Annotated in this window: 22 protein-coding genes; 9 read left to right on the top strand and 13 right to left on the bottom strand. The window is 59.2% G+C overall.

What is annotated here, in order from left to right; translation table 11 throughout:
* Positions 1-176 precede the first annotated feature (176 nt).
* Complete coding sequence (locus tag FGA82_RS24725) at positions 177-1,820, top strand: sensor domain-containing diguanylate cyclase (RefSeq protein WP_141129104.1); 1,644 nt, start codon at positions 177-179, stop codon at positions 1,818-1,820.
* Here the strand turns inward: FGA82_RS24725 and FGA82_RS24720 are convergent, their stop codons facing one another.
* From FGA82_RS24720 to FGA82_RS24710, 3 genes are all read right to left on the bottom strand, one after another.
* Positions 1,821-2,114 (bottom strand): hypothetical protein, encoded by a 294-nt coding sequence (locus tag FGA82_RS24720; protein WP_141129103.1) that lies wholly within the window; start codon positions 2,112-2,114, stop codon positions 1,821-1,823.
* A gap of 91 nt (positions 2,115-2,205) precedes the next feature.
* Complete coding sequence (locus tag FGA82_RS24715; RefSeq protein ID WP_141129102.1) at positions 2,206-3,294, bottom strand: polyamine ABC transporter substrate-binding protein; 1,089 nt, start codon at positions 3,292-3,294, stop codon at positions 2,206-2,208.
* 51 nt (positions 3,295-3,345) lie between these two features.
* Positions 3,346-4,647 (bottom strand): NAD(P)/FAD-dependent oxidoreductase, encoded by a 1,302-nt coding sequence (locus tag FGA82_RS24710; RefSeq protein WP_141129101.1) that lies wholly within the window; start codon positions 4,645-4,647, stop codon positions 3,346-3,348.
* Positions 4,648-4,807: 160 nt separating this feature from the next.
* Here FGA82_RS24710 and FGA82_RS24705 point away from each other — a divergent pair, with 160 nt between their 5' ends.
* Positions 4,808-5,698, top strand: coding sequence for a LysR substrate-binding domain-containing protein (locus FGA82_RS24705; RefSeq protein ID WP_141129100.1), 891 nt, complete (start codon positions 4,808-4,810; stop codon positions 5,696-5,698).
* 1 nt (position 5,699) lies between these two features.
* Here the strand turns inward: FGA82_RS24705 and FGA82_RS24700 are convergent, their stop codons facing one another.
* Complete coding sequence (locus FGA82_RS24700; protein WP_141129099.1) at positions 5,700-6,086, bottom strand: c-type cytochrome; 387 nt, start codon at positions 6,084-6,086, stop codon at positions 5,700-5,702.
* Positions 6,087-6,138: 52 nt separating this feature from the next.
* A complete protein-coding gene (locus tag FGA82_RS24695; protein WP_141129105.1) occupies positions 6,139-7,470 on the bottom strand; it encodes a PLP-dependent aminotransferase family protein in 1,332 nt (443 codons plus the stop codon).
* 89 nt (positions 7,471-7,559) lie between these two features.
* On the opposite strand from FGA82_RS24695, the gene FGA82_RS24690 reads away from it, so the two are divergent.
* Entirely contained in the window at positions 7,560-8,453 is an 894-nt protein-coding gene (locus FGA82_RS24690; RefSeq protein WP_141129098.1) for a DMT family transporter, read from the top strand.
* Positions 8,454-8,456: 3 nt separating this feature from the next.
* On the opposite strand, the gene FGA82_RS24685 is transcribed toward FGA82_RS24690, so the two are convergent.
* The gene (locus tag FGA82_RS24685; protein ID WP_141129097.1) at positions 8,457-9,272 is read right to left on the bottom strand and encodes an AraC family transcriptional regulator; all 816 of its coding nucleotides are present in this window, start codon (positions 9,270-9,272) and stop codon (positions 8,457-8,459) included.
* Between the two features lie 130 nt (positions 9,273-9,402).
* Between FGA82_RS24685 and FGA82_RS24680 the strand changes: the two genes are divergently transcribed.
* Complete coding sequence (locus FGA82_RS24680) at positions 9,403-9,915, top strand: carboxymuconolactone decarboxylase family protein (protein WP_141129096.1); 513 nt, start codon at positions 9,403-9,405, stop codon at positions 9,913-9,915.
* A gap of 495 nt (positions 9,916-10,410) precedes the next feature.
* On the opposite strand, the gene FGA82_RS24675 is transcribed toward FGA82_RS24680, so the two are convergent.
* Positions 10,411-11,856, bottom strand: coding sequence for a SulP family inorganic anion transporter (locus tag FGA82_RS24675; protein WP_141129095.1), 1,446 nt, complete (start codon positions 11,854-11,856; stop codon positions 10,411-10,413).
* 157 nt (positions 11,857-12,013) lie between these two features.
* Here FGA82_RS24675 and FGA82_RS24670 point away from each other — a divergent pair, with 157 nt between their 5' ends.
* Positions 12,014-12,331, top strand: a complete 318-nt coding sequence (locus tag FGA82_RS24670; protein WP_141129094.1) for a DUF7693 family protein — start codon at positions 12,014-12,016, stop codon at positions 12,329-12,331.
* Between the two features lie 53 nt (positions 12,332-12,384).
* On the top strand, positions 12,385-12,930 hold the full coding sequence (locus FGA82_RS24665) for a hypothetical protein (protein WP_141129093.1): 546 nt from the start codon (positions 12,385-12,387) through the stop codon (positions 12,928-12,930).
* Positions 12,931-12,972: 42 nt separating this feature from the next.
* Here FGA82_RS24665 and FGA82_RS24660 read toward each other — a convergent pair whose 3' ends face one another.
* Together FGA82_RS24660 and FGA82_RS24655 are read right to left on the bottom strand one after the other, a co-directional pair.
* A complete protein-coding gene (locus FGA82_RS24660; RefSeq protein WP_141129092.1) occupies positions 12,973-13,608 on the bottom strand; it encodes a hypothetical protein in 636 nt (211 codons plus the stop codon).
* 127 nt (positions 13,609-13,735) lie between these two features.
* The gene (locus tag FGA82_RS24655) at positions 13,736-14,194 is read right to left on the bottom strand and encodes a GNAT family N-acetyltransferase (protein ID WP_141129091.1); all 459 of its coding nucleotides are present in this window, start codon (positions 14,192-14,194) and stop codon (positions 13,736-13,738) included.
* Between the two features lie 143 nt (positions 14,195-14,337).
* On the opposite strand from FGA82_RS24655, the gene FGA82_RS24650 reads away from it, so the two are divergent.
* Positions 14,338-14,982 carry a TetR/AcrR family transcriptional regulator gene (locus FGA82_RS24650; RefSeq protein WP_141129090.1) on the top strand — a complete coding sequence of 215 codons (645 nt, stop codon included), beginning with the start codon at positions 14,338-14,340 and terminating at the stop codon, positions 14,980-14,982.
* Positions 14,983-15,030: 48 nt separating this feature from the next.
* Here the strand turns inward: FGA82_RS24650 and FGA82_RS24645 are convergent, their stop codons facing one another.
* From FGA82_RS24645 to ggt, 3 genes are all read right to left on the bottom strand, one after another.
* Positions 15,031-16,050 carry a lysozyme inhibitor LprI family protein gene (locus FGA82_RS24645; RefSeq protein WP_141129089.1) on the bottom strand — a complete coding sequence of 340 codons (1,020 nt, stop codon included), beginning with the start codon at positions 16,048-16,050 and terminating at the stop codon, positions 15,031-15,033.
* A gap of 198 nt (positions 16,051-16,248) precedes the next feature.
* Positions 16,249-16,782 (bottom strand): cysteine hydrolase family protein, encoded by a 534-nt coding sequence (locus FGA82_RS24640; RefSeq protein ID WP_141129088.1) that lies wholly within the window; start codon positions 16,780-16,782, stop codon positions 16,249-16,251.
* A 66-nt stretch (positions 16,783-16,848) separates the two neighbouring features.
* Positions 16,849-18,576, bottom strand: coding sequence for a gamma-glutamyltransferase (ggt, locus tag FGA82_RS24635; protein ID WP_141129087.1), 1,728 nt, complete (start codon positions 18,574-18,576; stop codon positions 16,849-16,851).
* 154 nt (positions 18,577-18,730) lie between these two features.
* Between ggt and FGA82_RS24630 the strand changes: the two genes are divergently transcribed.
* On the top strand, positions 18,731-19,246 hold the full coding sequence (locus FGA82_RS24630; protein ID WP_141129086.1) for a methylated-DNA--[protein]-cysteine S-methyltransferase: 516 nt from the start codon (positions 18,731-18,733) through the stop codon (positions 19,244-19,246).
* A 96-nt stretch (positions 19,247-19,342) separates the two neighbouring features.
* On the opposite strand, the gene FGA82_RS24625 is transcribed toward FGA82_RS24630, so the two are convergent.
* Positions 19,343-19,930, bottom strand: a complete 588-nt coding sequence (locus FGA82_RS24625; protein WP_141129085.1) for an NUDIX domain-containing protein — start codon at positions 19,928-19,930, stop codon at positions 19,343-19,345.
* 195 nt (positions 19,931-20,125) lie between these two features.
* Between FGA82_RS24625 and FGA82_RS24620 the strand changes: the two genes are divergently transcribed.
* Positions 20,126-20,530, top strand: a 405-nt coding sequence (locus FGA82_RS24620; RefSeq protein WP_141129084.1) for a hypothetical protein, incomplete at its 3' end; no start/stop codon positions are given.

Genomic DNA, 20,530 nt, shown 5'->3' with positions numbered 1-20,530 from the left:
GATCGTCTGATCGAACGCCGCGTCGCATAAATCACTGGCTTCAGCGTAATCCCCTAAAAAGCCCGGCCTGATCAGCCGGGCTTTTGCTTGTTCGCGTCATCCATTACCTGACTGGTCACCCGGCGTCCATTGCGCATACCATGCGGTCACAACTCCAAAACAGACCTCGCCCGCCCATGCTCAAAGCCAGTCTGCGTAGCCACCTCACCCTTTGGTTTGCCGGTTTATCTTTGTTGACGCTGCTGAGCGTGGGCTTCTATGTGGGCCACATCGCCACTGAACAAATGAAGCAGGCCAGCGGTAATGCGCTGCTCAATACAGCGCGCTCGGCGGCATCGTTGCTGGGTGAACAACTGCGCGAACGCCAGTTAGAGGTTTATCTGCTCAGCCGCGCGCCGCATCTGGAGCGTGGTGATCTGGACAATCCGGCGATTCTGAAATCGATGCAACTGCGCACCCAGGCGCGTGCCGAGTATGCCTGGATGGGCGTGACCGACGCCGAAGGCAACGTGCATCAAGCGGTTAACAGTTTGTTGGTCGGGCAATCGGTGCAACAACGGCCATGGTTCCAGGCGGGGTTGCGTGGTGAGTACACCGGCGATCCCCATGAGGCGGTGCTGCTGGCGAAAATGTTGCCGGGGTTGCCGAACGGCGAACCGCTGCGCTTCATCGATTTCGCCGCGCCGATCCATAACGCCGACGGTCAGGTGATTGGCGTCCTGGGCGCACACGCGCACTGGAGTTGGGTAACACGCATTGTTGAGTCTGCGGCGTTTTCACATAAAAACTCAACGCCGGATATCGAGGCGCTGATCATCGATCACGATGGCAAGATTCTCTATCCGGAAGCGCTGGCGGGTCAGCAACTGGCGGCGACGGATTCGAAGCTACAGGGGTGGACGGCGGCCAACGGCTTTCTCACCAGCATGGTCACCGTACCAACGCCGTCGAGCACGGCGCTGTCGTGGTCGATCGCCGTGCGCCAGCCATTGGAAACCGCGCTGCAACCGGCGCGTCTGCTGATGTACAAATTGCTGATACTGGGTGTGGTCGCAGCGGTGTTGTTCGGGCTGGTGGCCTACTATCTGGCGCTGTACCTGAGCCGCCCGATCGAACAGCTCGCCCGTTCCGCCCGGCAGGTGCAGAACAAAGAACCCGGTGCGCAATTTCCGCTGCAACACCCGGTGCGGGAAATTGCTCAGCTCGGTCAGTCCATTGATGCGATGACGCAATCGCTGCTCGGCAAAGAACGCGAACTGCAAGAGGCCAATGCCTCGCTGGAAGCAACCGTCGCGCAACGCACCGCTGCCCTGACACAGGCCAACGCCGAGCTGCTGAGTCTGGCGACCCACGACAGTTTGACCGGCGTTTACAACCGTCGCCGTTTCGACGAGAAACTCACCGAGTACACACTGCTGTTCCGCCGCACCGGACGCCCGTTTTCCCTGCTGCTGATCGATGCTGATCACTTCAAGCGCATCAATGACACCCACGGTCACGCGGTGGGTGATGAGGTGCTGCAACAGTTGGCGCAACTGATTCAAGCCAGCCTGCGCACCACCGATTTCGTCGCCCGTTATGGCGGCGAAGAGTTCGCCGTGCTGTTGCCAGAAATCGCCCAACCCGACACCCCGGAAGTGGTCGCCGAGAAAATTCGCGCGGCAGTTGCCGAAGCCGATTTCCCTGCGGTCGGAAATGTGACGGTGAGCATCGGTGTCGGCCTGGCAGACCCGGCCGACAACAGCCACAGCGCACTGATCAAACGCGCCGATCAGCAGCTGTATCAGGCCAAGGCGGCGGGTCGCAATCAGGTGGCGTGATCAGCCCTTCTTCAATTCGCAGATCCCGTTGGCCCTGTTCTTCCCGGTGTACGACACCGCAGGCGAACCGTCGGGATTGATGCTCAGGGAAATGGTCACCCCCGCACCTTTGGCTTCGAAGTAGTTGTCGTTGAATTTCTTCAACTGGCCTTCCTTGCCATTGATGTAAATCGGCCCGCCTTCATCGGCGTGCACCTCGATCTTGCCAGGGCACGTGGCGTTGAACATAGGAATGCCGGCGTAGGCCAGCCCGGTAACCAGCAGCAGCGGCGCTGCCAATAGCAGAGATTTCATCGTGAGTTCCTTGAGTGCGACGGTGTGCCGACGCCTTAAGCAATACCGCAAATCCCTCAGCCCGGCCAGCGCCTTGTTGCCACACTCACGGTCAGGTATTGGTCTTCAACTTCGTCCACAAGCGCGTCGTCAGCCGCGCAATCTTCGCCGGCAATTCCTCCACCGTGAACAACTTTTCCATCACGCTTTTCGGCGGGTAGATCGCCGAATCCTGCCGCACGTCCGGGTTGAGAAATGCACTGGCGGCAGCATTCGGATTGGCGTAATGAATGCTGTTGCTGATGTTGGCGATTACCTTCGGCTCAAGCAGGTAGTTCATGTAGGCGTAGCCGTTGTTTTCATGCGGTGCGTTCTTCGGCATCACCAGCATGTCGAACCACAGCGTCGTGCCTTCGTCGGGGATCGAATAGGCGATGTCGATGCCGTTTTTGGCTTCCTTGGCGCTGGCCGCCGCCTGGACGACGTCGCCGTTGAAACCGATCACCACGCAGACGTTGCCGTTGGCCAGATCGCTGATGTACTTCGAAGCGTGGAAGTACTGAATATACGGGCGGATTTTCAACAAGGCCTGCTCGGCTTTTTTGTAGTCCTCAGGCTCATGGCTGTGCGGTGGCAAACCCAGATAGTTGAGGGTGATCGGCAACACCTGCGTCGGGTTGTCGATGAACGCCACGCCGCACTGGCTGAGCTTCTTGATGTTGTCTTCGTCGAACAACAACTTCCATGAACGGGTGACATCAGTATTGCCGAAGATCGCCTTGATCTTTTCGACGTTGTAACCGATGCCGGCGGTGCCCCACATATACGGGTAGCCGTACTGGTTGCCGGGGTCGTTGACTTCAAGTTTCTGCATCAGGACCGGGTCGAGGTTCTTCCAGTTCGGCAGTTGCGTTCTGTCGAGTTTCTGGATTGCACCGGCCTTGATCAGACGCGACAGAAAGTGGTTCGACGGACTGACCACGTCATAACCGGTGTTGCCGGTCATCAATTTCGATTCCAGCACCTCGTTACTGTCGTGAATATCGTAGGTGGTTTTGATGCCGGTGGTCTGGGTGAAATTGGCTAACGTATCCGGGGCGATGTAGCTGTTCCAGTTGGAAATGTTCACGGTTTCGTCGGCGAGCACCGAGGTCGACGCTGCCGCGATTACGACGGCCAGGGAAAGTGAGTGGATGCGCATAGTCTGTCACCTGAGTTAAGTGGCTTTTGTTGTTGTGCGATAGGCGGAATTTCAGATTTCTGTTCTGGCCCTGACCGCCTCCACGCGCATGCGAAGCATGGCACCGATGTCGAAAAACGGACGCGGCGGCAGCCAGCCGGGCTCGGCGCGCTGCATCACCGATTGCAGCAGCGGCGAGTCGATTCCCGAGGCCAGTTCCGCGAGCAAGCGGCCCCATAACGTCCCGCGCGCCACCCCTGAACCGTTACACCCGGCCACGGCGAAGACGCCCTCTTCCACCCGATCAAAAAACGCCTGACCGCTGCGGCTGGCACTCAAGTGGCCGGTCCAGGTGTACTGAATGTCTTGCGCGCCAAGAAACGGGAAGCGTCGTTGCAAGCCGCGAACATGGTGCTGGCGACGCACCGCGAGTTCACTGTTGGAGAGGTCGCGCGTGCGGTATTCGGCGGTGTTGCGAATCATCACGCGACGATCCGGGGTCAACCGAACCGTGGCGCCCAGCGGTCGCGTCGACAGCACGCCCCAAGGCTCAACTGCACCGATGGCGTTGAACTCCTGATCGGTCAACGGCCGCGTGAGGCTGGCACTGAGTTCCATCGGGAATGTCGCGCTGTCGGCGATCCCGACCCGAGGAATAAACGCGTTGAGGCACACCAGCACGCGGCTGGCTTCGATGCTGCCTTGCGCACAATTGGCGCGCAGTCGTCCCTTTGCGAGGCGCTGCAGACCGGTGATGTCGGTGTTTTCGTAAACGCTGATATTGCCCGGCAAGGCATTGAGCAAACCTTTCACGTATTTCGCCGGTTGCAACAGCGCATTGCCGTTGCCACACCAGATCGCTGCCTCGTAGTGACCGGTGCCGAGCTTCTGCGCCAGTGCCGGACCTTGCACAAACTCCGCGCGAGCGCCGAGCGCGCGCAGGGTAGCCAGTTTCGCGTCGACATGGTCGAGCTTGGCGCGGTCGTTGACGGCAAAGTAATAACCGCTGTCACGAAAATCGCAGTCGATCGCATGATGGGCGATTCGTTGGCGCACTTCCTCGCTGGCCGCGCGGGAAATCATCGTGTCGACCTCGAACCCGGCAAAACCCGGCGCGCCGATCAACTCACTGTGCGCCGGGTGTTCATGGGCCACGACGAACCCCGAGTTGCGTGCCGAAGCGCCCTGCGCCGCACGCTGGCGATCAACCACGACGATGCGCGCCTGCGGATGCAGATCGGCCAGGGCCTGCGCGGCACTGAGCCCGGTGATCCCGGCGCCGATCACCAGCCAGTCGGCTTTTTGCGCCCCGCTCAGGCGACCACGTTCAGGCGAACTGCCGGCCTGCGCGATCCAGCCACATACGTTTTCCATGCCTCACCTCATTCGACTGTCGTTCTGCGGCTTGCTTCTGAACAGCCACCATGCGTGAATCGCATGCAAGACTTGAGAAGATCATCGCCAGAGCTAGAATCTATAGGGTCTTCAGTACACCGACCAACGCTATAAAATCATCGAGCCATTCTGAAATCGCATGGATAAAATTCGCCACGCCCCCTCATTGCAAGCCCTGCAGGCACTGATTGAAGTCGCCAGTTGCGGCAGCTTCACCCGCGCTGCGCAAACCCTGTGCCTGACGCAAAGCGCGGTGAGCCGACAGATCCAGCAACTGGAAAGCCACTTCAATGTCGTGCTGTTTCTGCGCACCAGCCGCAACCTTAGCCTGACTGCTGAAGGTGAACAGGTGTTGGCCAGCGCCCGCAGCATCCTTGAACAACTGAAGACGCTCGAAGAACGTCTCGCCCCGCAGCAACGCCCCTTCCGCATCCGCATGCATGTGTCGCTGGCGGTGCGCTGGCTGCTGCCGAAACTCAGCGACTTCTATTTGACTCATCCCGAGGTTTCGCTGGCGATAGAAACCGTCGCCACTGAAGTGGTTGAGCCGGGCAATGACAGTGACGCCTACATTCTTTACTTGCCGCAGGCATCGAGCGATCCGGATTGCCTGACGCTGTTCGAAGAAGCGCTGGTGCCAGTGTGCTCGCCCACCCTCGCCGGGGCGCCGCGCTCGGTCGATGAATTGGTGCGCTTTGCGTTACTGCATCGCTCGACCGATCGCCAGGCGTGGATCGAGTGGCTGGCGGCCAACGATGGAAAACCGCTGGAAGATTACCGGCACATTCCGTTTAACCTTGATGAATTGGCACTGGATGCGGCGGCGCGTGGATTGGGCGTGGCAGTGACGGACATGACCCTGGCGGCAGAGTCGATCGAGCGTGGGGTGTTGGTGGTGCCGTTTGGCGAGCCGTTGAGGACGGGTGGGGTTTATTCGTTGTGTTTGCAACCGGCGGCCGCTTCGCATCCGGCGTGCGATACGTTGATGACATGGTTTGCCAGCCAGAGCATCAACCCAAGCCACCTGTAGGTTATTGCGTAAACGTCTGGAGATAAGCGAGCAAGTTGTCGAGCTTCTCTTCGTCGCTCAGCCCCCAGAAAATCATCCGCGTGCCCGGCACCACGCCTTTCGGATCCTTCAGATAGGCGATCAGCGTTTCACGATCCCAGGTCACTCCCGAGTTCTTCATCGCATCGGAATACACGTAATTCGCTGACGTCCCGGCGGGCCGGCCGATGATGCCGTTGAGTTGCGGGCCGAATCCGGGACGGGCCGATTCGCCGACCTGATGGCAGCCGCCGCACAGACGCGGGAAGATTTTCGCCCCGGCTTCGGGATCGCCTGCAGCGTGGGTGAACGTACTGAGCAGGCTGGTGGCGAGCATCAGGGCGAGTGACAGTGCAGCGGTGTTTTTCATCGCGGGTTCCGGGTCGGTCTGCATCGGGCGGCGCAAGGGTAGCATTTTGTTTTTACAGGTAAGCGCCAATGATCCTTCTGATTTTGCTCAATGCCTGGCGCAACACATCCATCTCTACCGAACCCAGCGCCAGACGAATCGCATGCGGCGAATGGCCCGACACCGAAAACGGCTCGGCGGTGGTGACGGAGATCTGTTCATGCATCAACTCGACGACAATCTGATCGGCGCGCACGTCTTCCGGCAGCGGCAGCCACAGGAAGTACGACGCCGGATGGCCAATGCTCGGCAGCCCTTTCAGCACGTCGGCCGCCAGCGCTTGTCGCGCCTTGGCGTCGTTGCGCTTCTGCTCCTCAAGCAGCGTCACCGTGCCATCGTCGAGCCAGCCACAGGCGATGGCGGTCATGACGCCCGGCGTGTTCCAAGTGGTGGCTCGGATGATGCGTTCCAGTGCCGGCACTGCTGCTGTCGGGGCGGCGATGAAACCAACGCGCAGGCCAGTGGCGATGTTTTTCGACAGGCCCGAGACGTACACCGTGCGCTCCGGCGCCAGATCGACTAACGCGCGGGGTGGGTTTTCCACCAGAAACGCGTAGGCCGCGTCTTCGATGATCGTCAGATCATGCCGACGGGCAATCGCCACCAACTGCTCCCTTTGCGCCAAGGGCATCACCCAACCCAGCGGATTATGCAAGGTCGGCATGCTGTAAACGGCGCGCACCGAGCGACTGCGACAGAGTTTGTCCAGCGCCGCGAGATCCGGCCCTTGCGCGCTGACCGGGATCGCCACGACTTCCAGGTGCAGCGCTTCGGCCAGTACCTTGAAGCCGGAATAGGTCAGGGCGTCGGCAGCAATCACATCGCCGGGTTTGAGCAATGCCATCAACGTGACGGCGAGGCCTTGCTGGGCGCCATTGACGATTAGTACTTGCTCAGCGTCGACAGTCACCCCGCGCGTCAACAAATGCCGAGCGACCGACGCACGTTCGTGGGCACGGCCGGCGTGCGGCTGATAACGCAGCAACGCTTCCAGATCGCCCGACAACGCCAATTGGCGCAACGCGCTGCGCAACAAATCCGCCTGACCGGGCAATGACGGGTAATTGAAATTGAGGTCGATCATGCCGACCGCCACCTGCTTCTGATCAATGCCCTGCCCCGGCGCCAGCGAAGTTTCACGAACAAACGTGCCACGCCCGGTTTCGCCGCTGACCAGGCCCATGGCCTCCAGCTCCGCGTACACCCGCGAGGCCGTGACCAGTGCCAGCCCTTCCTCAGCAGCCAGTTGCCGGTGAGTTGGCAACCGCGTACCCGGCGGCAACTGCCCCGAACGAATGTCCGACGCATAGGCATCGACGATTGTCTTGTAGCGCGAACGTGGCATGCCGGATGTATCCATGACAATTCTTTGATTGTGCTGATTCTCGGCTCTAGCATGGCCGCAACGCAACCCACTTCTGAGCGTGATCTGGCATGGAACAGACTTCGAATCTGAGCACCCCGGCACTGGAAAAAACCAGCGGCTGGATCAACGGTTTCATCGGCGTAGTGATCTTCAGCGGCTCGCTGCCGGCCACGCGTCTGGCGGTGCTGGAGTTCGATCCGGTGTTTCTCACCGTGGTCCGCGCAGCCATCGCCGGGGTCTTGGCGGTGGTGCTGTTGTGGCTGTTTCGCGAACGGCGTCCGGCGCGCGATCAATGGCTGCCGCTGTTGATTGTGGCGCTGGGCGTAGTGCTCGGCTTTCCCCTGCTGACCGCCCTGGCGCTACAACACGTGACGTCGGCGCATTCGATTGTGTTTGTCGGCTTGCTGCCACTGGCCACGGCGATTTTTGCTGTGCTGCGCGGCGGTGAACGGCCGCGACCGGTGTTCTGGATCTTTTCGATTCTCGGCAGCGCGCTGGTGGTCGGTTTCGCCCTGGCACAAGGTCTGACGGCCTCGCCCACCGGTGACCTGCTGATGCTGGCGGCCATTCTCGCTTGCGGCCTCGGTTATGCCGAAGGCGCGAAACTGTCGCGCACCCTCGGCGGCTGGCAGGTGATTTGCTGGGCGCTGGTGCTGTCCCTACCGGTGATGGCCGTTTTGAGTCTGTGGCTGGCGCCTGCCTCGTTCAACACGATCAGTCTGTCGGCGTGGCTGTGTCTGGGCTATGTGTCGCTGTTCAGCATGCTGATCGGTTTTGTGTTCTGGTATCGCGGTCTGGCTCAGGGCGGGATTGCGGCGGTGGGTCAGTTGCAATTGCTGCAGCCGTTTTTCGGTCTGGCGCTGGCAGCGACGCTGCTGCATGAACACGTCAGCCTCGGCATGCTCGCGGTGACGTTGGGCGTGATCCTGTGTGTGGCCGGGGTGAAGAAATTCGCCAAATGATCTTCAGTCGCCGGCCTTCCACTCGCGAGGGCTGAGCCCGGTCTTGCGCCGAAACGCCCGGGCCAGCGCCGAAGGACTTTCGTAACCGACCTCCTCGGCAATCAGCGCAATCGGTTTGCCTTCACGCAGGCGTTTCTGCGCCAGACTGACCCGCCAGCTCAGCAGGTAATCGGCCGGTGTCTGCCCGACGACACGACGAAACTGCTCGGCAAACCCGGCCCGGGACAGGTTGGCGACCGAGGCCAGATCCGCCACGCTCCATGGCTTTTGCGGTTGCTCGTGCATCAGGTTCAAGGCGCGCGACAGACGTGGATCGGCCAGCCCGGCGATCATCCCCGGTTGTTGTTCGCGACTGCTGATCAAGTGCCGCAACAACAGAATCACCAGCAGTTCGAACAGGCGATCCATCACCGCCACCCGCCCGCAATGCCCTTCGAACGCTTCCTTGAACAACCATTCCACGGTGTTGCCCAGTTCCGGGATGTCCGTCAGTTTCAGCACCAGATAATCCGGCAGTGCCGCCGCCAGTGCATTGCCGGAACCGCCGTCAAACGCCAGCGTTGCACAAACCACCTGAGTGTCCATGGCTTCGTCGGCAAACATGCGATGGGCGAAAGGTCTGGGGAAAAAGATCAGCGACGGTTCACTGAGGCGGATCTCACGTTCGCTGCCCGGCTTGAGCAACAATTCACCGGCCTGCAAGAGATGCACATGGCCGACCGGTTCATTTTCATGAACCGCGACGCCGCAAAACGCGCCACTGTGAAAAGTCCCGGCAGTCACGCCGAAATGGCTGAGCAGTGTTGAAAGGCGATCCATGGACACTCCAAGAGCTTATTTGGACGATCTGCCGCATATCCTCGACGATTTGCCGCCAATCCACCAGCCTCACTCAATAACATGACCTCCATCCCCGGCGCACTTCGCACCGGATTTTCGGAGAATCACCATGAGCCGCATCCACGCTATCAGCCTCGAAACCGCCACCGACGCCAGCCGCCCAGTACTGGAAGGCGTGAAAAAGAAAATCGGTTTCCTGCCCAATGTCTTCACCACCCTGGCCAAAGCGCCGGTGGCCCTCGAAACCTACGTGCAAGCCTCAGCAATCCTCGGCAAGACCTCACTCAGCGCCCAGGAAAAAGAAGCGGTATACCTCGCCACCTCACAGGTCAATGGTTGCGACTATTGCCTGGCGGCCCACACCTTGTTTGCCGGCAAGGCCGGGCTCTCGGCGCAAGACATCGTCGCCGCCCGCCAAGGCGAACTCAACGCGTATGCCGCCCTAGCCCGTCAGCTGACTGAAAGTCGCGGCCATTTGAGCGATGACCAGATCGCCGCCGCCCGCACTGCCGGCATCGACGACGTGAAGATCATTGAAGTGATTGCACTGGTGGCCGTGCAGAGCCTGACCAACTACCTGAATAACGCGGCGCTGACCGATATCGACTTCCCGGCCATCTGAATTCTGGCCGAACACAAAAAACTGTGGGAGCTAGCCTGCTAGCGATAGCGGTGTGTCATTCAAAGCATCTTTGACTGACACGGCCGCCATCGCGAGCAGGCTCACTCCCACAGAAAAGCAAAAAATAACGCCCACTTCACACCGCAGAGCTTCTAACCACTCAACAGGATGAGCGTTAGCTCGGCTGCAGCTCTTGATCTTGATCCACGGGCGACGTCGGAAGGCTGAGTGGAGGGATTCATCCGGGGGTGGGAGCGCAGCGACCGTTTGGCGAAGCCAAACACAGCGAGAGGAGGTGCAGCGAAGCAAACCGTAGGCGCTGCGCCCGGATGGATCCCGGAGCGAAGGAACCCCGAGCCCCAGCGAGCGGGCCGCACGTAGGAGCAAGCCTTTTTGGTTACTTTTTCGGCGTCTGGAAAAAGTGACCCGCCGTAAGGGCGGAACCCTAATCAGCAACACCCGCAGCAACGGATATGTACCCAGTAAGCCAGATAATCAGTGATGCTCCTCACCCGCCCGCTTCAACAATTTCTTGCACCGCTCAGACAAATGAAACACCTGCAAATGCTTACCCGCCTTGGCATAGCGCTCGCGCAGAGTCTTCAACGCCGCAATCGCCGAATAATCAACAAAACTCAAATGCCGACAATCCAAAGTCACCCGAGCCGGATCATTAGCCGGATCAAACTGATTGAGAAACGGCGTAGTCGAAGCAAAAAACAAAGTGCCATGCAGACGATAAAGCTTGCTGCCGTCAGCCTCCAGATGCTCATCGGCATACAACTCACGCGCCTGCTGCCAGGCAAAGTTGAGCGCAGCGATAATGATGCCGCACAACACCGCAGTGGCCAGATCAGTGAATACCGTGATAGTGGTCACAGCGATGATCACCAGCACATCGTTGAGCGGCACTTTGTTCACCACCCGCAACGACGCCCAGGCAAAAGTCTGCTGCGACACCACAAACATCACACCCACCAGCGCCGCCAGCGGAATACGCTCGATCAGCGGCGACAGAAACAGAATGAACAACAGAATCAGCACCCCCGCGACCACGCCGGACAAACGCCCGCGCCCACCGGAACTGAGGTTAATGACGGTCTGGCCGATCATCGCGCACCCGCCCATACCACCGAACGCACCCGAGACCATATTCGCCGCACCGAGCGCCACGCACTCACGATCCGGATAACCACGGGTTTCGGTGATTTCGTCGGTCAGGTTCAAGGTCAGCAGGGTTTCCAGCAGACCGACCAGCGCCATCAGAATCGCGTAAGGCGCAATGATGCGCAGGGTTTCAAGATTCCACGGAATATCCGGCAAGGCGAAGGTCGGCAAGCCGCCAGCGATGTGCGCCATGTCGCCGAGGGTACGGGTTGGCAGGCCGAACAGATAGACCAGCAGGCCAACGCCGAGGATCGCCACCAGCGCCGGTGGCACCGCTTTTGTCAGGCGCGGCAAGAGGTAAACGATGGCCATGGTCAGCGCCACCAGCCCGGTCATCAAATACAACGGCGTACCGCTGAGCCAGTCTTCACCGCTTTTGAAATGCTCCAGTTGCGCCAGCGCAATGATGATCGCCAGGCCGTTGACGAAGCCGAGCATCACCGGGTGCGGCACCATACGCACCAGTTTGCCCAGGCGCAGCAGTCCGAACGCCATCATGATCAAACCGCCGAGCAACACCGTCGCCAGCAAATACTGCACGCCGTGCTGCACCACCAGCGCGACGATGACCACGGCCATCGAACCCGCCGCGCCGGAGACCATACCCGGCCGGCCGCCGAACAACGCCGTCAGCGTACAAATGATGAAGGCGCCATACAGGCCCATCAGTGGGTTGAGGTGCGCCACCAGCGCGAACGCAATGCATTCGGGCAACAGGGCAAACGAGGTGGTGAGTCCGGCCAGGACATCGGCGCGCAGACGAATCGGTTTCATGGCTTACCTGATTGAGCGGCCGTCGAGCGCGGCTGCAGGTGTTCGGGAAAAAGAGGGTTGCGGATGTTACGGAATTGTCGCGGATCGGGCCAGTGAACGCTGACACTTGTGGGTTCGAGCTTTATGCTGACGCGCTCCGGTATTCATCGAGTTCGACATGTCTGCATTTCTGACGTCCCGCGAAGTGTGTCAGCGTTTGCGTGAAGCGGCGCTCGGTGTGCTCGCGTTCAAAGTCTGCGAAGCACCTGCCGAGATCGGATTGGTCACAGTCGATATCGACGGCTGGCGCCTGCTGCTGGATTTTGCCGGGGGACGATTACATCACTGCGAATACGCCCGCAGCGGCGAGGGACAAGAAGGCTCGCTAGAGCGCTGGCAGCGTTTCGGCACTGACCCAGTGAGCCTGCTCAGTACCTGGGAATTGGCGCAGATCGAGCAATTGCTCAAAGCGCCGACAAACGAGGTTGCTCAATGATGGCACTCTGCCCATAATCCGCGCCCTCCTCTATTCCCACGCAAGGAACTGCCGTGAAGAAGTCGCTGTTGTTGATCCCGATGCTGGCCGTGCTGCTGCAAGGCTGTGGCATGACCATGACCCGCTACGAGCCGAGTTTCGAGAACGTGCAGAAGCTCAAGCAAACCCCGCCGCTGCATGCGATCAGCAATCCTCAGGTCACCGCCGAATCCGGTGAAGGTTCGCTGGTGGTCCGCGCCAACCCGGTTCGCTCGCCGTCCGGCAGCATCCCGGCGCACATTCAGGACGCGATCACCGAAGAACTGCGCAAGGCCGGTCTGCTCGACCCGCAGGCTCAGCGTCAGTTGAAAGTGCTGGTGGTGAAGAACGAACTGTCCGCCGGCATGGGCACGGGCGACGGCAAACTGGCCGCACGCTTCACCCTGCTCAACGGCAACGATGTGGTGTACGACGCGACCAAGAATGTCAGCAGCCAGTGGAGCAGCAGCTTCTTCGGTTTCATTGCGATCCCGAATGCGGTCAACGCTTACAACCCGATGGTGCGTGACTTGCTGAAGGAACTGTACAGCGATCCACAGTTCATTCAGGCCCTGAAGTAAGGGCAAAAAAAAAAGCCGCGATTGCGGCTCTTTTTTTTCCCTTCAAACCCGTGGAATACCGGTTTCGAGCGCCGAGTACTTCAGGTTTTTGTTATCAACCATTTGCTTGAGCAACGCGTTGACCTGACGGGTAAAGGTGTCATTCACCGCTTCTTTAGGCGTGTTGGCCATCAGCGGGATAAACCAGATGCCGAACCAGGTGCCGACCGCATCGTGGTTGCTTGCGGTGGTCAGGGCCTGACCTTGTCCATCCATGCCTTCCAGGCTCAAGGTGTACTGATCGGTGCCGTACGCCGGGATCACCATCATGCTGAAGCCGCTGATGAAGGCCAGTACCATGGAGCCTGCATTGGGCGGATGGTTGTACATTTTCAGACGCAGGCTGTAATCGCCCGGCTGCTTCTGGAACTCGTCCAGAGTGACACGGCCGAACAGACCCGAGTCAGTGAGGATTTTTTGCAGCTGTGGTTTCAGTTGATCACGTGCCTGCGGCACTTCCACGGCAGAACCACTTTTCGGCTCGCCCTGATAGAAATCGAAATCCACGTAAACGTTTGGCTTGTTGGTGTAGCTGGCCATCGACGGCATGGTCACCGGCGCCACTTCGTCTTTGGTGAAACTTGCACAACCGCCCAGCGCGAGTACCAACCCCAGCGCCAGAATTTTCCCGAATTGCATGAGTCCGTCCCTATGTGTACACAACCAAATGATGGCATTGAGCCTTCATTGCGAAGGCCGGGCGGATTCTAGAGAGAGCGGCGGTCGGGCGATAGCCTGAATTGGGGAAATCGGCAAAAAAACTTGCTCAGTCCTGCCGCAAGTCGAGGATGTAGGTGTAATAACCGCTGTCACGCACGTAGCCGAGGGATTCATACAAGCCTTGCGCCGTGAAGTTGTCGGTGGCAGTTTCCAGCACCAGGCCCTTGGCGCCGCTCGCCAAGGCAAAGTCACGTGCCGTGTTCATCAGCAATCGACCCACCCCGCGCCCACGTGCGGCGGGCGTGGTGAACAGATCGCTGAGCAGCCAGGTGCGGTGGGCATCGATGGACGAGAACGTCGGATACAACTGCACGAAACCCAGCGCTTCGCCCTTTGCATCCTGAACCAGAAAAATCGCTGATTCATTGCCGGCCATGCGCTCGGCGATAAAGGCTCGCGATTGCTCAAGGTTCGAAGGTTGCTCGTAGAAACCTCGGTAAGCATCGAACAACTGCGCCACCGCATCGAGGTGTGTCGCGTCGGCTCGCACTGTTTGAAGGGTCATGTGCCCGCTCCGTTTCCAATCAATGATCGAAACAGCATAGCGCTGCCCTCCGAGTATGCTGGCTTCCTCGCTATATAGTTTTGTATATTGCGAATCCGAAATCGCCAGAATCTTTCCATGCCGTCCAGTCAACCTGTGTGTCCATGAGCGCCATCCGCGTACGCAACGAGCAGTTGATCCTCGCCGCCGCCAGCGAAGAATTCGCCGCCAACGGCTTCGACGCCACCCAGACCCGCGACATCGCGGCGCGTGCCGGGGTGCCCAAGGCCAATCTGTATTACTACTTTCAGACCAAGGAAAACCTCTACAGCAAAGTGCTGCTGGGATTTGTCGAACCGCTGCTGGAAGCTTCGGCGGTGCTGCGTGAAAGTGATGATCCGCTGACGGGGTTGCGCGCCTACGTGGCCGCGCGAATTCGTATTGCCCGCGAGCATCCGGCGATTGCCAAGGTGTTCAGTGGCGAGTTGCTGCTGGGCGGCCGACAGTTGCCGGATGAGTGCCGCAATCTGTTGCAGGCCGAAGCGAGGCGCAATGTTGAATGCCTGCGCAGCTGGATCGAGCGCGGTTTGCTGGCGCCGGTGGATCCTGAGCATTTGATGCTGTTCATCTGGTCGGCGACGCGCACGTACACCAATATTGGCTGGCAGATGGGCCAGATCATGGGACGCGAAGTGCCGCAGGATGAGGACTATCAAACGGCGGCGCAGACGATTACGCGGATGGTGCTGGAGGGTGTGGTCGTAGTGCCGCGGGTAGGCGAGATTCGTGGGGTTTTGTTTGCGACTTGATGGGCTGTGGTTTCACAGCCCCTCGGACGCCAGCAGGATTGATGCGGGTCAGGGCATGAAATCCAGAGGCATATAGCCTTCCCCGCCCTTCCCTGCATACCAGGCTTGCAGGACGTCCGGCATGCGCCCTTTCCATTGCGCAACATTCGTGTAGTAACGCGCGAGGGTTTTACCCCCAGCCTGGGGCACCAGGACTATGATCCAGAACTGCTCATTCGGTGCACGCATGACAATCGCCGCGTTGCTCGATGGCAATCCCCGAACCCAATAGTTGCTGACCTCACTGTTCGGCACGTCTTCAGAGGACTCACCGTCCATCTTCAAGCCGCAGTTTTGCAGTAGCGTCTGATAGTCGTCCTTAAGCAGCGTGTGCAACATTGCGTTTTCCCGCTGCGTTTGTGCCACACCCAGCGTGAGCAAATCATAGTCGACCAGGACTGTTTGCTTCGATGCCACATACCGTCCACCGTAGTAAACGCCCATTCCGGCGCCGCAATCGGAATCCGCGCCATCCTGTGTCACATCCATCACCCCGTTTAGGGCCTTGAAGGTTAAGACACACTCTCCCTGCTCGTAACGGGCCTGCGTTCCCTCTATCGTTGCAATGCCTTCCAGTTCACCCGAGTGGGAGCCGTTTGCGGCTGAAATATCAAAGGCGATGTGAGAAGCATCCTGGCGCCTGGTGGTGATTTCTGCCCCTTCCGAAACTCCCCAGGGAATGAGCTGCCAAGTGGCGTCCCAGGAAAACGGTTTGACCATGTATTCAAGTGCCGTGAGACGCATCAGGTATTGCCGGTGCAGACAGGGCGCCAGATCTTCACATTGATTACGTTGCTTAAGCCACCCTCGCTGATCCGTTTTAAGCGCTTTCGGATCGTCAACCTTGGCCAGGGTCGACCGCCAGCGCGCCGCGAGTTGCTCGTCGAGGCGCGAGAGATCCGGATCAGCGCAAATGGCTTTTTCAGTTTTGCTGGCAGCGCTGGCGCAATCGAAACTGCTGGCGTGGGTAACACAGGCAAACGCAAGGGCGGTCAGCAGCAAGGCGTGACGCAGGGAGATCGCGAACATCGAGAGATTCCATTCTTCGGACGGCGCGCAGTATGCCAGTGGTGCCCGCGGAAATCCCCGATGGTCACAGCAATCCGTTTCCTTCAATCAATGTGGGAGCGAGCCTGCTCGCGAAAGCGGTGGATCAGCCACGATCAATGTCGACTGACACACTGCCTTCGCGAGCAGGCTCGCTCCCACAGGGTTTTGTGTGGGTTGTCAGAACGTGATGTCGGCTGCGGGTTTGACGTCGATGCGCGCCACGGAGCCAGTCAGATGTGCCAGATCCTTGTTGTGCTCGGTGATGATGTCTTCGGCGCTCATGTTGCCGTTGTCGACAGTGGAATGCGCGTCGGCCACAAGCACTACGTCATAACCCAGTTGATGGGCCTGACGCACGGTGGCGTTGACGCAGTAATCGGTTTGCAGACCACAGATGACCAGTTTTTCGAAATCTTCGTTCGGCAGCAGTTTGCGCAAGTCAGTCTGGTAGAACGAGTCCGGGGTGGTTTTGCGTACGCGCAGGTCTTTGGGCGATGTCTCAAGCCCTTCGGCCAGTTGCCAGCCTTCGGCACCATGAGCCAACGGGCTGTCCTTCTCTTCGTGCTGAATCAGCACCACCGGAACGCCAGCCTTGCGGGCGCGAGCGCTTAAACCGTTGATGATGTTGATCACGCGGTGAATGTCATGGCACTGGTATTCGCCCGAACAGAGGGCGCGCTGGACGTCGATGATCAGTAATGCGGTGGTCATGATGAGCCTTCCTTGATCAGTCCTTGAGACAGGGGCGGACCTGAGCCCGCCCCCTTTTTACGCCCCTCAGTAACCCAGTGACAAGCCAGTATTGCGACGTGGATCGTTAGCGCCGTAGAAGCGATTTTTTCCAACCGGCTTACCGCCCAGCGACGGTGCGCCGACCAGAATCGCGGCGATGTGGTTGGCGTCTTGCGGCCCGGCGAACTTGTGGCCCCAGCTCTCAAGAATTTTCTTCGTGTCAGGGCTGGCGGCGAAGTCTTCGAGGTTGGTTTCTTCCGGCATCCACTGCTGGTGGAAGCGCGGTGCATCGACCGCTTCCTGCAAGCCCATGCCGTAGTCGATGACGTTGAGCATGGTCAGCAAAGTCGCCGTGATGATGCGGCTGCCGCCCGGTGTGCCGACCACCATCACTACTTTGCCGTCCTTGGTGACGATGGTCGGGCTCATCGATGACAACGGTGCCTTTCCCGGAGCAATGGCATTGGCTTCGCCCTGCACCAGACCGTACATGTTCGGCACGCCGACCTTGGAGGTGAAGTCGTCCATTTCATCGTTGAGAATCACCCCGGTCTTGCTCGCCATCACACCCGCGCCGAACCAGTCGTTGAGGGTGTAAGTGACCGATACCGCATTGCCCCACTTGTCGACGATCGAATAGTGGGTGGTGTTGCTGCCTTCATGGGGTGCCACACCAGGTTTCAGCTCAGCCGACACGCCGGCCTTTTGCGGCTGGATGGCATCGCGCAGTTTGGTCGCGTAGTTCTTGTCCAGCAGGTGCTCGATCGGGTTTTTGACGAAATCCGGATCGCCGAGGTAGCTGTTGCGATCGACATACGCGTGGCGCATGGCTTCGATCTGATAGTGCATGCCCTGGGCGGAATGGAAGCCCAGATCCTTCATCGGATAGCCTTCGAGAATGTTCATGATCTGGCAGATCACCACTCCGCCAGAGCTTGGCGGTGGCGCCGAGACCACGTGGTAACCACGGTAGTCACACTCCACCGGCGCCAGTTCGCGGGTCTTGTACTTGTCGAGGTCGGCTTGAGTGATGATGCCTTTGTTAGCCTGACTCGACGTCACGATGGCATCCGCGACCCAACCTTTATAGAAGCCGTCGGCGCCTTTTTCGGAAATCGTCCGCAGGGTTTTGCCGAGGTCCTTCTGCACCAGTTTCTGCCCGACCTGCATCGGCTCGCCTTTGCTGAGGAAGATCGAACCGGAGTCGCGCATGTCCTTCTTGAACACGTCGGTGGCGTACTCCAGTAACTCGACGTCACCCTGCTCCAGTTCGAAACCGTCTTCCGCCAGTTTGATCGCCGGGGCAATCATCTCCTTGCGCGGCTTGGTCCCGTACTTGCTCAGCGCCAGTTCCATGCCAGAGACAGTGCCCGGCACACCCACCGCCAAATGCCCACGGGTGCTCAGGTCGGGAATGACGTTGCCTTCCTTGTCGAGGTACATATTGGCGGTGGCCGCCAGCGGCGCTTTTTCGCGGAAATCGAGGAAGGTCTTGCGTCCATCAGCCAGTTGGATGGTCATGAAGCCGCCACCGCCGAGGTTGCCGGCTGCGGGATAAACCACCGCCAGCGCGTAACCCACGGCGACCGCCGCATCGACGGCATTGCCGCCACTTTTCAATACGTCGACGCCCACATGGGTGGCCAGATGTTGCGCGGTGACCACCATGCCGTTTTCGGCGGCAACCGGTGCGACTGACGCCGCGTGAGCCATGAGACAGCTAAGTGCCAGTGAGGTCGCTATCAGCGATTTGGCCAAAGGTTCGTACTTCATGAGTCGATCTCTTTTTTTGTTTTCAGGGTCTGTGCAAAACAGAGGGGGGAACGCTTCAGGAGCAACAAGCAGTATGGTCGGCTTTGCGTATTGCGCCTCCCCAATCAGGCAGTATGCTGGGCGCTGTTGCCGCCCTGATCCGGAGTCTGCCGTCATGCCTTATACGTTCATCACCCTGCCCTCGCCCGTCGGCGAGCTGAAGCTGGTCGCGAACGGTTCACGACTGGCGGCCATCCTCTGGGAAAACGACAAACCGAACCGCGTGCGCCTCGGGCCAATGAGTGAAGCGCCCGACAATCCGATCCTGCGTAAAACCGCCCGGCAACTTGAAGAATATTTTTCCGGGACGCGGGACTGTTTCGATCTGGAACTGGATTTCGCCGGCACGGATTTTCAGAAAAAGGTCTGGGCGGCACTCCTGACTATTCCATTCGGCGAGACACGCACCTACAGCCAGATTGCCGAACAGATAGGCAACCCCAGCGCCGTGCGTGCAGTAGGCGCCGCGAATGGACGCAACCCGATTTCCATTGTGGCACCGTGTCATCGGGTGATCGGCGCGTCAGGGAAACTGACCGGGTTTGCCGGGGGACTTGAGGCGAAAGAGCGCTTGCTGACACTTGAAGGTGGCGACTGGTCGCAGATTGGAAAAACCGGGGATTTGTTTTAGTCAGTTAATACAGATCAAGAGATCGCAGCCTTCGGCAGCTCTACCTGGAATGCGTTGACCTGTAGAAGCTGCCGAAGGCTGCGATCTTTTGATTTATCAGGTAAACAAGTTATTCATCGCCGCATACTGCAACAGCATGATGGTCTTGGCGTCGCAGATCTCACCGCGCTGAAACGCCGCCAACGCGTCATCGAATCGCCACTCAAGCACTTCCAGCTCTTCGGTCTCTTCTTCCAGTCCACCGCCCTCGCCGACCTTCGATGCCGAGTCGTATTCGGCAATGAAAAAGTGCAGCTTCTCGGTCACCGAGCCGGGACTCATGTAGGCCTCGAACACCTTCTTCACATCGTGCACGCGATAACCGGTTTCCTCCTCGGCTTCATCGCGAATCCGCTGTTCCGGCGCAGCACCTTCAAGCAAGCCGGCAGCCACCTCGATTAACAACCCATCATGACCATTGACGAACACCGGCAAACGAAACTGCCGGGTCAGCACCACCGTGCGTTGCTCGCGATTGAACAACAGAATCGCTGCACCGTTGCCTCGGTCATAGACTTCACGAGTCTGACGCTGCCACTCGCCGTTGTTGCGGTGATAGTCGAAGGTAATTTTCTTCAGCAGATACCAGTCATGGGACAACACCTGAGTGTCGACGATGTTGACCCGCTCGGCTGTGTTGGACATGACGCTTGATCCTTTTGTCATTGAAGGCACCTGGGTAGGTAAAAGCCCTTTTTTGTGAACGAAAAAACGAAACCCTATACCGCCCCACAAACTATGTCGAAATATCCTACAGACATCACCTACTCGCCCGACTTCTTTCCTGATTGATCCCCCGCAAAGTCCGCGCACCTTTTTGATGTGCGCGAGAGACTGCGAATGCTTCCAACCGATCGGCTGCTGGCCCTGAACAACAGCATCGGCCTGCTCATTGTTGCTGCCTTGAATCCCGATGAACCGGATTTTGACAACCTGATCCGCGAGTTTCGCCTGTGTCTGAACAACTACGACGCCTGGGCCGAGCAGTTCTGGACCGGGACCGCGCTGGATGTCGAACAAGTCTTCACCGTCGGCAACGACGTACGCCTCAGCGCGCCGATCAAGTCGCGCCAACTCAGTTCATCGGTGGTCATGTGCTCGGCCAGCGGGTCGCTGACGCTGGTGCACATGTTCGAGGCCGCGCGGTTTGTGCCGATCGGCAACACCCCGTTAACCCTCGAACCGGTGCTTGCCGATGTCGGCGGTGTGCTGACTTTCGGCGAACCGCTGCGTTACACCATCGGC

Origin of the sequence: Pseudomonas fluorescens, assembly GCF_005938625.1 — a bacterium.
GTDB classification, from domain to species: Bacteria; Pseudomonadota; Gammaproteobacteria; order Pseudomonadales; family Pseudomonadaceae; genus Aquipseudomonas; species Aquipseudomonas fluorescens_BD.
The sequence above is the reverse complement of the archived record's forward strand: the minus strand, read 5'-3'. Positions and strand labels throughout refer to the sequence as shown.